This window comes from Adhaeribacter swui (genome assembly GCF_014217805.1).
Classification (GTDB): Bacteria; Bacteroidota; Bacteroidia; order Cytophagales; family Hymenobacteraceae; genus Adhaeribacter; species Adhaeribacter swui.
The window spans coordinates 2,646,640-2,661,336 of the sequence record NZ_CP055156.1; the positions used below are offsets into that span (position 1 = coordinate 2,646,640).

Annotated in this window: 13 protein-coding genes; 8 read left to right on the plus strand and 5 right to left on the minus strand. The window is 43.5% G+C overall.

From position 1 onward, the window contains the following. Window positions 1-57: 57 nt before the first annotated feature. Entirely contained in the window at window positions 58-708 is a 651-nt protein-coding gene (locus tag HUW51_RS11500) for a porin family protein (protein WP_185274172.1), read from the minus strand. A 73-nt stretch (window positions 709-781) separates the two neighbouring features. Between HUW51_RS11500 and gldB the strand changes: the two genes are divergently transcribed. Both gldB and HUW51_RS11510 read left to right on the plus strand, forming a co-directional pair. Continuing rightward, complete coding sequence (gene gldB, locus HUW51_RS11505) at window positions 782-1,780, plus strand: gliding motility lipoprotein GldB (RefSeq protein ID WP_185274173.1); 999 nt, start codon at window positions 782-784, stop codon at window positions 1,778-1,780. A 205-nt stretch (window positions 1,781-1,985) separates the two neighbouring features. Next, window positions 1,986-2,510 carry a hypothetical protein gene (locus tag HUW51_RS11510; protein ID WP_185274174.1) on the plus strand — a complete coding sequence of 175 codons (525 nt, stop codon included), beginning with the start codon at window positions 1,986-1,988 and terminating at the stop codon, window positions 2,508-2,510. A gap of 37 nt (window positions 2,511-2,547) precedes the next feature. Here HUW51_RS11510 and HUW51_RS11515 read toward each other — a convergent pair whose 3' ends face one another. Continuing rightward, a complete protein-coding gene (locus HUW51_RS11515; RefSeq protein WP_185274175.1) occupies window positions 2,548-3,780 on the minus strand; it encodes an HD domain-containing protein in 1,233 nt (410 codons plus the stop codon). Window positions 3,781-3,969: 189 nt separating this feature from the next. Here HUW51_RS11515 and porX point away from each other — a divergent pair, with 189 nt between their 5' ends. The 4 genes from porX (at window position 3,970) to HUW51_RS11535 (ending at window position 7,967) form a co-directional block, all read left to right on the plus strand. Beyond that, window positions 3,970-5,532 carry a T9SS response regulator signal transducer PorX gene (gene porX, locus HUW51_RS11520; protein ID WP_185274176.1) on the plus strand — a complete coding sequence of 521 codons (1,563 nt, stop codon included), beginning with the start codon at window positions 3,970-3,972 and terminating at the stop codon, window positions 5,530-5,532. Next, entirely contained in the window at window positions 5,525-5,965 is a 441-nt protein-coding gene (tsaE, locus tag HUW51_RS11525) for a tRNA (adenosine(37)-N6)-threonylcarbamoyltransferase complex ATPase subunit type 1 TsaE (RefSeq protein WP_185274177.1), read from the plus strand. The genes porX and tsaE overlap by 8 nt, the downstream gene beginning before the upstream one ends. Window positions 5,966-5,971: 6 nt before the next feature. Beyond that, window positions 5,972-7,201 (plus strand): alanine dehydrogenase, encoded by a 1,230-nt coding sequence (locus HUW51_RS11530; RefSeq protein WP_185274178.1) that lies wholly within the window; start codon window positions 5,972-5,974, stop codon window positions 7,199-7,201. A 346-nt stretch (window positions 7,202-7,547) separates the two neighbouring features. Beyond that, window positions 7,548-7,967 carry an OsmC family protein gene (locus HUW51_RS11535; protein ID WP_185274179.1) on the plus strand — a complete coding sequence of 140 codons (420 nt, stop codon included), beginning with the start codon at window positions 7,548-7,550 and terminating at the stop codon, window positions 7,965-7,967. Window positions 7,968-8,088: 121 nt separating this feature from the next. Here the strand turns inward: HUW51_RS11535 and HUW51_RS11540 are convergent, their stop codons facing one another. The 3 genes from HUW51_RS11540 to HUW51_RS11550 all read right to left on the minus strand — a co-directional run bounded on the left by HUW51_RS11540 (window position 8,089) and on the right by HUW51_RS11550 (window position 12,452). Further along, window positions 8,089-8,757: a YceI family protein gene (locus HUW51_RS11540; protein WP_185274180.1), complete on the minus strand. Its 669-nt coding sequence runs from the start codon at window positions 8,755-8,757 to the stop codon at window positions 8,089-8,091. 119 nt (window positions 8,758-8,876) lie between these two features. Next, window positions 8,877-9,476 (minus strand): dioxygenase family protein, encoded by a 600-nt coding sequence (locus tag HUW51_RS11545; protein WP_185274181.1) that lies wholly within the window; start codon window positions 9,474-9,476, stop codon window positions 8,877-8,879. 411 nt (window positions 9,477-9,887) lie between these two features. Beyond that, window positions 9,888-12,452 carry a TonB-dependent receptor domain-containing protein gene (locus HUW51_RS11550; protein WP_185274182.1) on the minus strand — a complete coding sequence of 855 codons (2,565 nt, stop codon included), beginning with the start codon at window positions 12,450-12,452 and terminating at the stop codon, window positions 9,888-9,890. A gap of 343 nt (window positions 12,453-12,795) precedes the next feature. Between HUW51_RS11550 and HUW51_RS11555 the strand changes: the two genes are divergently transcribed. Together HUW51_RS11555 and HUW51_RS11560 are read left to right on the plus strand one after the other, a co-directional pair. Further along, the gene (locus HUW51_RS11555) at window positions 12,796-13,866 is read left to right on the plus strand and encodes a sensor histidine kinase (RefSeq protein ID WP_185274183.1); all 1,071 of its coding nucleotides are present in this window, start codon (window positions 12,796-12,798) and stop codon (window positions 13,864-13,866) included. After that, window positions 13,863-14,600 (plus strand): LytR/AlgR family response regulator transcription factor, encoded by a 738-nt coding sequence (locus HUW51_RS11560; protein WP_185274506.1) that lies wholly within the window; start codon window positions 13,863-13,865, stop codon window positions 14,598-14,600. Before HUW51_RS11555 ends, HUW51_RS11560 begins: the two co-directional genes overlap by 4 nt. Window positions 14,601-14,697: the final 97 nt, after the last annotated feature.

Consider the following 14,697-nt stretch of genomic DNA (forward strand, 5'->3'; position numbering starts at 1 on the left):
CCCGCCCTTTTTAAAGGCGGGTTTTTTATTTTACCTGAAATTTAAAATTTTTAAAAATCAGAATTTCACGCCTAAGTCAAGCGAAAAAACGTTGTTCCGGAGTTCTATTTTTTTATTGATATTTTTTTCATAATAGTCATCAATGCTGATTAAGCCACGATGATACGAAAGTCCGCCAAACAATTTAGTAGTTTCGCCTACCTGGTACTCTAAACCACTAGCCAAAATAACATCGCCATCTATTACGTTAAATCGTTTAGAATATTTTTTGTCATCAACCGGATCTAATTTATCGCCGTTTACCTTAGCACCCATGCGCGGATTTAAAGAAAAACCAGTTTGGAAGTAAACGCGCATATCGGGAGCCACTTCGTTGGTAAATAATTTTACCGTGAGCGGAATTTCCAGGTACTGCAGCGATATGTCGTCTGTTTGGCGACCAGCAACAGTAGAATATGCAATTTGCCCGCCTTTACCAGTAAAAGATAAGCCAGTGGAGAACGCCGCATTTTCGGTAAAATATAAATCAGCTATTACGCCAAATCCGAACCGGAAATTAGCACCATCTTTATCAAAGTCTATATCAGACGGAGCAATTACACGGTGACCGGCAATGGAAGGGGTAATTTTAATACCTAGTTCTAATTCCTGAGCAAAAGCAGTGGAAGTTAACGCCAATAAGAGCGAGAGAATGAAAATTTTTTTCATAGTTGTTGAATAATTAAACGGGATCTTAGCCAATTAGGATAATGTTCTAATTTTGTACCAAAAGTATGTAATAATGCGCAATCATATAATTGTTTTACTTGCTCTATTTTTATTGGTTGGTTGTCAGAACAAATCTTGTGAAATAGATCCCAACATTACCAAAATACCAGTTGATTTAAAAATACAGCGTCTGGAAAAAGCTTTATACGCCAGTAAGTCGAAAGAAGATGTGCTGCGGTTCTTGCAAACAAACCGCTTGTTTACCCAAAAATACTTGCAACTTAATCCGGATCAATTAGATGCTAACTTTGTAGCTTCGTTGTACGATCTGGTTACTAATTCACAACTAAACAAATTTGTGACCGAAACCGAGCAAACCTTTGGTAATCTGGAACCACAACAACGCGATTTAAAAAGCGCCTTTCAGCACATAAAACATTATTATCCCCAAACTCAAATTCCCCTGGTGCAAACCTACATCTCCGGCTTACTCGGGCCGGATTTATTGGTGAGCGATAGTGTAATTGTGTTGGGTTTAGATTATTTTGTGGGACCAAAGGGGAGCTATCGGCCCAAGCAGCCTAATTACATTTTACAACGGTACGAACCGGCTAATTTAATCCCGACGGTAGTGCTGCAACAATCGGCTAAGTATAACCACACAGATGAGCAGGATAAGCGCATGATGGCGCAAATGGTTTATTACGGTAAATCGTATTACTTTACCAAAAGCATGCTGCCCTGCACCCCCGATTCTTTAATTATTGGGTTTACGGACCAGCAAATAGCCGACGTGCGCTACAACGAAGGAAAAATATGGGCGCATTTAGTAGAGAAAAATTTACTCTTTGAAACCAATCATTTTAAAACCGGCAAATACCTGGAAGAACGGCCTACCGTACCCGAAATAGATGCCAACTGCCCCGGCCGAATTGGGAGGTGGGTAGGTTGGCAAATTGTGCGTAAGTACATGGAGGAAAACCCGGATGTTACTTTGCCGCAACTCATGGCCGAAAAAGATGCGCAAAAGATTTTTAACAACTCGCATTACAAACCTAAACGGCGCAGCTAAATTGTAGTATGCTGATGCCCTAGAGTGGTTTTTAGCTTAAATTTAAAAAATCTACCGGTTATGCCATCAGATAAACCAGCGCCGAGGCAAATATCACGTTTTAGTAATTCCGGTGCAGTTGGTAAATTACTAAAATTTAAAAAATCAAGTAACGTAGGTAGTGGTTGGGGTTGTTAATAACCTGCATAAAAGAAGAAAGTGGCCGATGAAAAGAATAACGCTAATAAAAATCGGAAGTTTTGGGCTTTGCTTTGGTTTATTAAGTTGTAAATCCACGACGGACCGTTATAGCGGTAAGCAAACAAGCACGGCTGCCGCAACCACCGCAGCCTTTGAAAAAGATGCGAAACCTTTACCCGAACAACAGCAAAAAGCAACTTCGGAAATTGCCCCGGGGCATTGCCGTATACAGGGTATGGTAACGGCTATTTCGCCGCAACCCGAAGCAGAAGCTACCGGGATCTGTGCCCAAGCGCCTTGCCGGGCAAAAGTAAAAATTTTAAAAATTGTAGATTACGGACAATCGTTCAATCAACCTCTTGCGGTAAATCAGGAGATAAATGCTTATTTTAAATATTCTCTCAAGCCTACTGCCCAGTTACTACCAAACCTGCAACCTGCATTGCCCGGTTTAAAAGTAAACAGCATCTTTACCGCTGATGTAGCTGTAAATGAAGAAGCAGGTAATAGCATGCCTTGGTACCAGATAGAACTTTACCAGGTTGAATAAAGTAGGTGCAAAGGCTGTAAAGTTTATTTTTTAAAATTTAATATAATGCAATTTCCTTCGGGTAGCACACGTAGTACTTTTCTACAGTAGTGCTTAAAGCATGAATGTTCGGTAAATCCGAGGCGTCGGCTACGTCTACTACGTGGCCCAGTTTAGTAAGCACATCAATGGATTTGCCGTGGCCTTCGTAAGCGTTGTTGCTGATTTTTCCCGAAATCATTAGGTACGGTACTTCAAACTCATTTACCCGAAATTGCTCTTGTACCAGTTCGGCAATCCCCAGCAGCATGTCTTCGTCGAAAGGTTTACTAGAAATTAAAATTTTAAATAATTTACGTTCGAGCAGACTGGTCGCCAGAAAAGCTAGTATTTTATCCGAGTGGGCACACCAGGTTTTAATGCCTTGCCAGATGTCGTAATCGTCCAGGGAAGTAAATTTTTTTAAAATAGTGTTTTCGGCTTCAAAATCGGCCAGCATAATATTCTCGGCCAGAAAAAAATGCAGGGCGGCACTTGCCGGCACATCCACCCCGGATTGTAACAAGAAACGGGCCCGCTGCACTAGTTTAATAAGCATGTGTTCGGCGCTTAATACGGTTTTGTGCAAATACACCTGCCAGTACATCAGCCGCCGGCTCACCAGAAAATTCTCGATGGAGTAAATCGCTTTTTCTTCCACTACCAGCTTATCTTCGTGTACGTTCAGCATTTTAATAATGCGGTCGGCGCCAATTTTACCTTCCAGCACGCCGGTATAAAACGAATCGCGGTTCAAATAATCCAGACGGTCTACATCGAGCTGGCTCGAAACTAACTGGTGAAAAAAGCGGCGCGGGTAACTGTTGTTGAAAATATTAATGGCCAAACTCAATCTTCCGTCGAACACTTCGTTTAACTGGTGCATGATGTGCACCGACAATTGTTCGTGCGATACATTTTTAAAAATAGAAGTTTCCAGCGCATGCGAAAACGGACCGTGGCCGATATCATGCAGCAAAATAGCAATCAGCGAAGCTTCGCATTCTTTCTCCGAAATTTCGTTATTTTTGCTGCTTAAAGTTTGTAACGCATTGTTCATGAGGTGCATGGCGCCTATTGCATGATGGAAACGCGTATGTAAAGCTCCCGGATAAACAAAGTCGGTTAAGCCAAGTTGTTTAATGCGCCGCAGCCGCTGAAAGTACGGATGTTCAATAATATCAAATAAAAGCTCCGACGGAACAGTAATAAATCCGTATACTGGGTCATTAAAAATTTTTTTCTTATTCAAGGGAATAGGGCGGTTCAGTTGGTTGCCGGCAATTTTAAAAAAGTGAAGCGTAAAATTCGTCTTACTTTACAGAAATAATAACCGTTTATTCGTATTCGCTGTTTATTAATAGAAGCAACGAATGCTTCTTGTGAAAAACCAACAATCGCATTAACCAGTAAAAAGCACGATTGTTTTAAAAATAAAACTATGCAAAGATATAATATTTTATGGGCCGATGACGAAATAGACTTACTGAAGCCACACATTCTTTTCCTGGAAGATAAAGGCTACGACATTACGCCCGTTCCCAGCGGGGCTGATGCCATTGAAAAATGTTCCGAAAATAATTACGATGTGGTTTTTCTGGACGAAAACATGCCCGGTATTTCTGGCCTGGAAACGCTCTCGGAAATAAAAGCCCTGAAACCCACTATTCCGGTGGTAATGATTACCAAAAGCGAAGAAGAGCATATTATGGAAGAGGCCATCGGGGCCAAAATTGCCGATTACCTCATTAAACCGCTGAACCCAAATCAAATTTTATTGTCGGTTAAAAAAATACTCGATAACAAACGACTGGTTTCCGAAAAAACCAACAGCAGCTACCAGCGCGATTTCCGTACCTTGGGCATGGCTTTCGGCGAGCGTTTGAGCCACGAAGAATGGGCCGAAAATTATAAAAAACTGGTACGTTGGGAATTAGAGATTGACGAGACCGAAGGCAAAAGCATGGCCGACGTAATTAGTATGCAAAAAGACGAGGCCAATTCTAACTTCGCCAAGTTTGTAATTGATAATTACGAAGAATGGATTAACGACGAAGCCGACGAACGCCCACTCATGTCGCATGAAATTTTTAAAGAGCGCGTTTTCCCGATGCTGAAAGAAAGTCAGCAGAACGTGTATTTTGTGTTGATTGATAATTTGCGCTACGACCAGTGGAAAGTACTGGAACCGATTATTGCGGATTATTTTACCGTGGACAACGAAGAAATGTATTACTCCATTTTGCCCACTACCACCGCTTACGCGCGTAATTCTATATTTGCCGGCATGATGCCTTCCGAAATTCAGAAAAAATACCCGAACTTGTGGGTAAACGACGACGATGAAGAAGGCAAAAACTTGCAGGAACCGCAATTTTTAGAAATTTTATTTCAGCAGAACCGCATCCAGGACAAGTTTAGCTATAACAAAATTACCAACATTCAGGCGGGCAAAGACCTGGTGAGTAAGTTTAGTAATCTGGATAAAAATAAACTCAACGTTATCGTGTACAATTTCGTGGATATGCTATCGCATGCCCGCACCGACAGCACCATGGTACGCGAACTGGCTCCCGACGAATCGGCGTACCGCTCGCTTACCCGCTCGTGGTTTTTGCACTCGCCTTTGTTCGAAACTTTAAAAATGATTGCGGATAAAAAAGGCAAACTCATTATTACCACCGACCACGGCACCATCCGCTGCAAACGGCCATTTAAAATTATCGGCGACCGCAATACCAATACCAACTTGCGCTACAAACACGGCAAGAACCTGGGCTTTACCGATAAAGACGTGTACGTAGTGCGCAAACCGGAACGCATCTTTTTGCCGAAAGAAAACATTTCTACGGCTTACGTATTTGCCCTGGAAGATTACTTTTTTGCTTACCCCAATAACTTTAATTACTACGTAAATTATTACAAGGACACGTTTCAGCACGGCGGCGTATCGCTGGAAGAAGTAATTATTCCGTTCGTGACCCTTTCGCCGAAAAATGCTTAACCAAGAAACGGATAGTTACGTGTTGCACGTAAACGCTAAAGACGATTTACCCTGGGCCGCGGCTGAACTTATCCGGTTTGCCGCGGATCAGAAAATCTGGTTGTTCGAAGGAGATATGGCCGCAGGTAAAACTACTTTTATTAAAGCCATCTGCGAAGTAAAAGGTGTAACCGATGCTGTAAGCAGCCCTACCTACAGCCTGGTAAATGAGTACGAAACAGATACAGGAGAGCGGTTGTACCACTTTGATTTTTACCGGATCAACAGCGAAGAGGAAGCCATGGAGATGGGAGCACTGGATTATTTGGATTCTGGTAACTTATGTTTGATAGAATGGCCCTCTCGGATAAAATCGTTATTGCCGGAAACGTATTTGCTCGTAAATTTGGAAGTTGGTGCCGGGGAGGCGCGTACTATTACGTTGAAACACTAATCTATTATGATGGAACATATTCCTTCGGGTTTTGAAGCTATAAATGCCGCCAGTCGGGCGCTTTATCCGAAAGAATCGATGCTGGCGGTAGAAACCAAGCGCAAGCGGTTATTTATTGGTTTACCCAAAGAAACCTCGTTACAGGAAAATCGCCTGGGGCTTACCCCGGAAGCCGTGCGGCAGTTAACGGACCAAGGTCATGAAATCTGGGTGGAAAGCGGAGCCGGCAGTCCTTCTAAATATTCCGATCACGAGTTTTCGGAAGCCGGAGCCCGGGTAGTATACGCCACCAGCGAAATCTACGAAGCCGACATAATTTTAAAAATTGCTCCACCTACCTACGACGAAATTGAATCTTTCCGGCCGGGCCAAACCTTAATCTCGGCATTGCAGCAAGGCAACCTGACGGGGGAATACATCAATGCTTTGTGCCGCAAAAAAATTAACGCCATTGCTTTTGAATTTTTAAAAGATAAATCCGATACCCGGCCCGTAGTACGAGCCATGAGCGAAATTGCCGGCAGCACCGTGATGCAGGTAGCCGCCGAATATTTAAGCTCCAGCAACGATGGCAAAGGCGTAATTCTGGGTGGTATTACCGGCGTACCGCCCACTCAGGTGGTGATTCTGGGCGCTGGTACCGTGGCCGAATATGCTACCCGGGCTTCGTTGGGCTTGGGTGCCGATGTAAAAGTTTTCGACGATCATATTTATAAACTGCGGCGCTTAAAGCAAAACATCGGGGCCCATTTATTTACTTCTACCCTGGACGGCGTAATCCTAAACAATGCTTTGAAGCAGGCCGATGTGGTGATTGGCGCTTTTTCCGTGAAAGATGGCCGCCCTTCGCTCATTATCAGCGAATCGGTGGTGTCGCAAATGATTCCGGGCTCAATTATTATTGACGTGTGTATCGACCAGGGTGGTTGTTTCGAAACTTCTGAATTAACCACCCACACCCGACCTATTTTCCGGAAATACGATATTATTCACTACTGCGTCCCGAACATTGCCTCGCGGGTACCCCGCACCGCCACTAATGCCTTAAGTAATATTTTTACTCCCATTTTCATCGAAATTTCAAAATATGGGGGCGTAAACGAAACGCTTTTTACCCACGAATACTACCGCAGCGGCGTATACATCTACAAAGGCAGCCTCACCAACGCCATGATCGCCAAGAAATTTAACATGCGCTATAAAGAACTCAGCTTAATGATTGCCGTGCGGAATTAAAATAGTCGATAGTCCATGGTCGATAGTCTACGGTTATAACTTGGAGTATAGCCGTTTTTCTAAAAGCAAACTATAGCTGCATCTAGTTGCGCTTAGAGTTAGCGCAGCGCTCTAAATGCTTTCCGGATAGCCAATCTCTGATTGGCGTTTACTAGATATTTGAGTTACGCTACTCAGAGATTGGCAGTACATAAAATGGGTAGAGACCACTTGCGTGAACTCTACCCATAACAGTCTCCCAAAAAGCACAAAAGCCGTCTAGGCATAATACTGTCATCAACTTACCTTGCAAGAACTTGTAACCCGAAAGTCCGTACTAAAACCGTTGTAATTTAAATTTTTAAAAATGAGCGGTGTAGTAGTTAGTGCAGATCGCAGTTCCGGCATGGTGGCCACGGTTAAAATGGGGAATCAGGTTAATTTAATTGATGAATCAGGAGCAATAACCGGCGAAGATACCGGACCTACGCCCATGGATTATATTATGAGCGCCTTGGGTTCTTGCACCGTAATTACCCTGCACATGTACGCCCAGCGCAAAAACTGGCCTTTAGAACGGGCCGAAGTAACTCTGGAACAACGAACATTATCTACTACGGAAAGCGCTTTGGCCGCTGGCGATAAACGCACCTTAATCAGTAAAACGCTGCAACTTACCGGCGATCTTACTGCGGAGCAAATTGCCCGCTTAAAAGACATTTCGTCTCGCTGCCCCATTCAAAAAACCTTAGAAGCCGGGGTGGTGGTACAAACTACTTTAATATAAGAAAAGGTTAGCTGGTTCTCCGGTATTACCGAACCAACTAACCTTTTTATCATGCCACGAAAAAGGAAATTTTTAAAATTTTCCTTTCTGTGCGTGCTATTGTTTAATCTAGCTTGTTTGTTTACAACTTGGCGGTTTTAGACTTACCCGCTACCAATTTTACATCCATCACAAATATATCATCAATAATTTTATCGGCGGCTGTACCCAACATGCTAGAGCGGAATTTAATATCGTATTTAATCCGGTCGATTTCTATTTTGGCGGTAGCTTCGGCGTTGGCACCGTCGGTTTTAACCGTGGCCGGGAAAGTTACCGGATTGGTAATGCCTTTAATGGTTAAATCGCCGGTAACGGTATAATTTGGGTCGCCGGCTTTCGCGCCCGAGATAGGCGCTACTTTGGTAATTTTAAAAGTAGAAGTCGGATTTTTTTCTACGGAGAAAAAGTCATCGGATTTTAAGTGGCCGGTTAGCTTTTTATTAAATTCTTCGTTGGTAATGTCCAGGTCGGTAATGGAAGTCATGTCCATAACAAAGCTACCGCCCACCAGTTTTTTACCGTTTACCTGTAAGCTGCCTTTGGAAATTTTAACGGTGCCATTGTGCTGGCCACCTACTTTTTTAGCAGACCAACCTAAAGTACTGGCGGCCGGGTCAACCTCCAGGGTAGTAACGGCGGCTACTTTTGTATCTTTTTTAATCGGATTTTTTGGGGCGATAAAACCAGAAGTGCCGCCTAATAACAAAGCAAAAGCTAAAGCCGAAACAGAAAATTTAATCTTTCTCATAAAGGGATTATTTATAATTAAACGGTTTAAAATCAATAAAGTATCTAATATAGGTTTTTACTGGTAATTGCAAGGCTTAAACGTAAATAATTCCAGATTTTTAAAAATTAGCTTTGTTTTTAAGCCCTTAGCACAAAATTAAAATTGGCCTTTAGCTGATCCGGAGTGAGCTTGATGTTCATCAGCAGCGCCTGATTAAAAATGCCGTCGCGGTTGTTTTTAGCTTCGCCCGGGAAGTAGAGTTGAGTGGTTAAAACGGTCTGACCCGGAGCCTGAACTTTCACGTGCAAATGCCGCGTACGACCCGGATACAAACCCGGCACAATGGTTTCTAAACGAAAATTACCTTGTTTATCGGTATACTGATGGCCCCGGAGTTTAAAGCCGTTGTTATCGTATTGGCCAGCATCATCGGCGTGCCACCAGTCCAGTAAGGCTTTGGCTACGGGTTGGCAATTGGTATTTAAAACCTGACCAGTTAAAATAAGTTTAGTGCCCGCAACACCAGTTTCCAGTAAAGTGCTGCGTTCCGGCGACTGGGGTTTAAAATACGGACCTTCGGTTTGCGGGGGCGTCGGTTCGTCGTGGTCATCGCAGGCCGGCGTTGGCTCTAGTGTTACGGGTTTGCTTTTGGGATAAAACGCCCAAAGTCCGATAATTGGTAAGGTAGTAGCTACCAAAGCCAGAAATTTACGCCGCGATGTTTCTACTAATGGCATGCTTCTAAATATAACGTAAGCTGGAGAACCTTGGGAAATTAAATATACAAACTAGTAATCTAAAAACCTGATAATCTGGATTGCTGCAATAAACTTAAATGTTGCCTTCCTTTAGGTATCGTACCAATGCAGCTATTCATTTTAAATTTTGGGAGCGTACGAACACTCGAGGGCAAGATTTTTTAAATTTTTACTTTTCCAGGAGACTTTCATCGGGAAAATCTAACCCACCTGTATTTTCTGGAGCCAGTGCTATCAGGTTGGCTTTTGGATTTACAGGCTAGAGTCAGATTTCCCGAATAAAAGTGGGTGATATTTTATTTTGTAACGTCAGTTAAACTTTTGCTTTTTTTAAATTTTTCAACCTTCCATTCGCCACTAATAAAACAGTTCCCGGATTTAGAATCAGGTTTATTTTCGCGGCGCTTGTTGGCCACTGCCGTTGTTGCCGCTATCATCGCCGCCTTTCACGTCGTCGTTGCTTACCGAGCGGGTTTTGCGGCGCGGTGCATCAAAGCTCATTTTGCCGATTTTATAACTGAAAGTTACTTTCACGCCTTGGTTGAGTAAACGCATGTTGCTGGTCTGGTTAAACAGCGGCGACGTAGATTCTGATTTAATCAGCATGCCCCGCGTAACAAAGTTTTCGGCGGCGATGCCAATGCTGCCTTTTTTATCGGCAAAATCTTTTTTTACGCCCAGCGAGTACATTTTAAAACCGCTTTGCGTGCCCTGCAACTGCACCATTGAGCCCCGGAAGAAACTAAAGCCTTGAATGCCCCAGCCCTTGGGTAGTGAAATTTGCGTCATTAAACGGCCACTGGTGTTTAATCCGGAATTGCGCACGGTTACGGAAGTGCCATCCAGGCCAGCAGTTTGTCCTTCCAGGAAAGAGTAAAACAAGTCGATGCCACCATTCACGCTCCAGGTAGGGGTAATGTTGATGTTTCCGAAAAAGTTGGTGCCGTAAGCCCGCTGCGAGCCAATGTTTTCGTAAGTTGTAATTACTGCGCCGGTAATAGAATCGTACGGCATAATCACTCTTGAAATAGCATTATCGGTCAGGCGCGAAAATACGGCCACGTTCAGGTAAGCTTTTTTAATGTTGGTGCTAATGCCTAATTCAAAGTTGTCGGTAAGTTCAGGGTGCAAACTCGGATTACCAATGGTGATGTTTTGGGTGTTGGCGGTGTTAAAATTCGGATTTAACTGCTGCAAACCCGGCCGTTGAATGCGGCGGTTGTAAGCAGCTTTTAAAGTAGTACCGTTTTTTAAAGTTTTTGAAATATTTAAGCTGGGTACCAGGTTGCCGTAATTGGGTATTATAATAGCTTTATTTAATTCTCCGTAATTCTGAGTTTGGGCATCGATGGCGGTATGCTCGTAACGGGCACCTACTTTTACCGAATACTTATTAGCGGTTGTATAGGTGTACGATAAATAACCCGCACCCACATTCTGGTTGTAATCCAGAGAACCGGCCAGGCGGTTCGGGTCGAAGGTAAAGTCGCCAGTGGAGCCTGCTACCAAATAAGAATAATCGCTGGTTACACTCCGGAAAATAGTTTTGGCGCCTACTTCTACCATTTGGTTTTTGCCAATAGGATTGGTGTAATCGGTTTGCAGGGTTACTTCCTGGTTAATGTTGTGGTTCAGGTTTTTCTCGCGGTTGGTAATTTCGCTGTTGCTGCCATCTAATATATCCGCGTCAAAGTTATTGGTCAGGTTGTTGCGGCTGTACTGCGTAGAAATGCTCCATTCTTGCTGCGGTTTAAAGGTGCGCAGATAATCCAGGTTCACGTCTACGGTATTCGATAAATCTTTATTATCCACGTTCCGGAACAGGGTAGAAGTCAGGTTATCGTTCGTGAATAAATTAGTAGTCATGTCCTGGTCGCGGGTTAAGTTGCGCACCCCATAGCGGATACCAGCCGTTAAAGATTGCGTTTTAGAAATGTCGTAGTCAAAGCCCAAAGAATATTGCCCGAATAAGCCATTGTCAAAAGCATTACTGGATTGATTGGTTCGTAAAGCGGTGCCGTTAGAAAAAGTACTCTGGTTTAAGTCCGAAACGGCTTTGTTGTAAAACGCCCGGCCAAAACCACCCAGGTTAAACCCAATTTTGCCCCGGCGGTAGCTGCCGTTTAACCCCAGGTTAGAAGCACGGTTACCCACGCCCGAATCAATGTTCAGGGTTAAGCCTTCCAGGTTATTTTTCTTGGTGATGATGTTAATAATACCGCCGGAACCTTCGGCGTCGTACTTAGCCGATGGTGAGGTAATTACTTCTACGGTTTTAATCATATCGGCCGGAATTTGCTTTAAGGCATCGGCCACGCTGCTGGCCATAATGGTAGAAGGCTTATTGTTGATGAGTACCCGGATGTTCTGGCTTCCCCGCAACGATACGTTCCCATCTAAGTCTACGGTGAGCATGGGTACTTTTTTAAGCACGTCGCTGGCATCGCCCCCTTTCGCGGCTATGTCTTTTTCGGCGTTGTACACCAAGCGGTCTACTTTTTCCTCAATCATGGCTTTTTGAGCCGTAATGGTTACTTCTTTTAAAGTTTGCACACTGGGCCGGATCTTAATGGCGCCTAAGTTTAATTCCTGGCCTTTCTGGATCTGGATGGTGTTAATTACTTTGTCGGTGTAGCCAATAAAGGAAATCTGCAATTTGTAATCGCCGGGTGCAATTTTGCTTAAGGTAAACTTACCTTTATCGTCGGCCATTACCCCGTCCAGAATTTTGTTGGTAGCTTTGTTATACAACACTACGTTAGCAAATTCCACGGCTTTGTTTTGGGTAGAATCCATAATGGAGCCGCTGATACTGGCATTGCCGCGAGGTACATCGGTAATAAGTTCGGGTTTACTGGCGGGCGGACCACCAGCGGGAGCGCCGCCCGGTATCTGGGCCTGGGCAAAAACACTACTCCCCATTATTAAAAAGAAAGAGTAAACTAATTTTTTCATGACGTATGTAAACTTTAACTGCTTTAGGTATTTGCTTAATTAGCCCGCGTTATTGTTTTGTTACTAAACCGGAACAACTGGTGCGGATGAACGATACAAAACAATAGTGGCAAACTCAGATTAAAAAAAGGAATAGATAGAAGCCCCAAAAACACCGACCAAAACCAAAAAGAAGTCTATCAATGCCGGCTGAAACGTAAAAATTTTAAAAATTACCCGTTTGTAGATCAATACCGCGCGTTGGTCGGTGTGATTGGGTTGCCGGTCGATGCCATTAAGGCGTGTGTAGCATTATCTGTAGTTTTGACAATAGAATTATTTTTATAATGGTATCTTTAACGGAATGGCTTTACTAATCCGACGTAATATTTCCCTGCTAATCCAGGTTTTAATCTGGTTACTGGTAGCCTTTTTACTGTTGTTGTTTCAACCGCTTACCTCCGAAGTTAAACTGCCGGTGCAATTGTGGGTAAAACAAGCGGTGCAGTTTGGTTTATGGTTAGGCGCTTTTTACTTAAATGCCTGGGTTTGGGTACCAAAATTGTTGCTTCCGAATAAAATAGGCTGGTTTGTGCTGGCTGCGCTTGGTACGGCTATTGGGGTTGTAGCTATTATTTACCTGGTAGAAATAAGCTTGAACTTACCCGAACTCATGCACCAGGCTTTACATCCGGGGCGGCCCCGGCGCGAAGGGAACGGACCGCTGTGGTATTCTTTAATCGGTAGCTTTTTTGTTACCGTGGTGGTATTGGCCATTGGTACCAGCATTACTACCGTGCAAAAGTGGCAGAAAGATGCCCAGTTACGCCAACTGCTCGAACAAGAAAAAACCAGTACGGAGCTTTCGTTTTTAAAAGCGCAGATTAATCCGCATTTCTTTTTTAATACGCTCAACAACATTTACGCCCTCACGATGATTAACATTGATTCGTCGCGGCAAGCTTTGCATACCTTATCGCGCATGATGCGCTACGTGCTCTACGAAACTACCCATGGCACCACCTTGCTCAGTAAAGAATTGTTGTTTATTGAAGATTACATCCAGCTAATGCAATTGCGACTTACCGAGAATGTAAAAGTAATTTTCCAAAAACCTAACCCGATTAATGATTTAATGATTGCCCCCATGCTGTTGTTGCCCTTCGTAGAGAATGCGTTTAAACACGGTGTGAGTACGGTTTTGCCTTGTTCGATTTTGATAAAAGTAGAGCAGCAGGGCACCGAATTAAACGTACAAGTAACCAATACCATCGTAAATGAAAAAAAACTGGTGCTGGAAGAAAGCAACGGGATTGGCCTGGTAAACACTCGCCGACGCCTGGATTTACTGTACCCGAACAATTATCAATTAGTTACCCAGGAAGATACCCTCGCCAATGAATACCAGGTAAACTTAACCTTACAACTAACCTGATGCTGACTTGTATTGCCGTCGACGATGAACCGCTGGCTCTAGGCCTGGTCTGTGCTTTTATTCAACAAACGCCTTTTTTAAACCTGGTGGGCCGTTATTCCAGCGCCATCGAGGCTTTAAAAGGTTTGCATGCGCAGCCGGTAGATTTGATTTTTCTGGATATTCAAATGCCTGATTTAACCGGCATTGAACTAGCCCGGGTATTGGATAAAGGTCAGGGTAAAAGTCCGCGGGTAATTTTCACCACCGCTTTTAACCAGTTTGCCCTGGAAGGTTACCGCGTAGATGCCTTGGATTATTTGGTAAAGCCCTTTAATTACGAAGAATTTTTGCGCGCCGCTACTAAAGCCAAGGCGTATTTTGATTTAATTCAACCAGATCCTAAACCGGTATTGGCCAGCCTCGTGCCCGAAGATGAGTATCTTTTTTTAAAAATTGAGTATCAATTGGTGCGCATTGCTTACAAAGATATTTTGTACATCGAGGGTTTAAAAGATTACGTGAAGGTGCATCTGCAAAACGAAGCAAAGCCTTTGTTATCTTTAACCAGCCTGAAGAACTTAGAAGAAAAACTGCCTTCCGGACGATTTATGCGCATTCACCGGTCGTATATTGTGGCCCTGGATAAGATTAAAGCCATTACCCGCAACACCGTGCAAATCGGCGAAATTACCATTGCCGTGAGTGACCAGTACAAAGAAAACTTTAATCAGTTTTTAAGTAAGTGGGTGTGAGAGGTTGATTTTTTAAATTTTTGTATTACTTGTTTTTACTTGGAGCCTTTTCAAGTCTCCAAACTGCAGTGCTAACTAACTTGCGGGCTACAAGTTC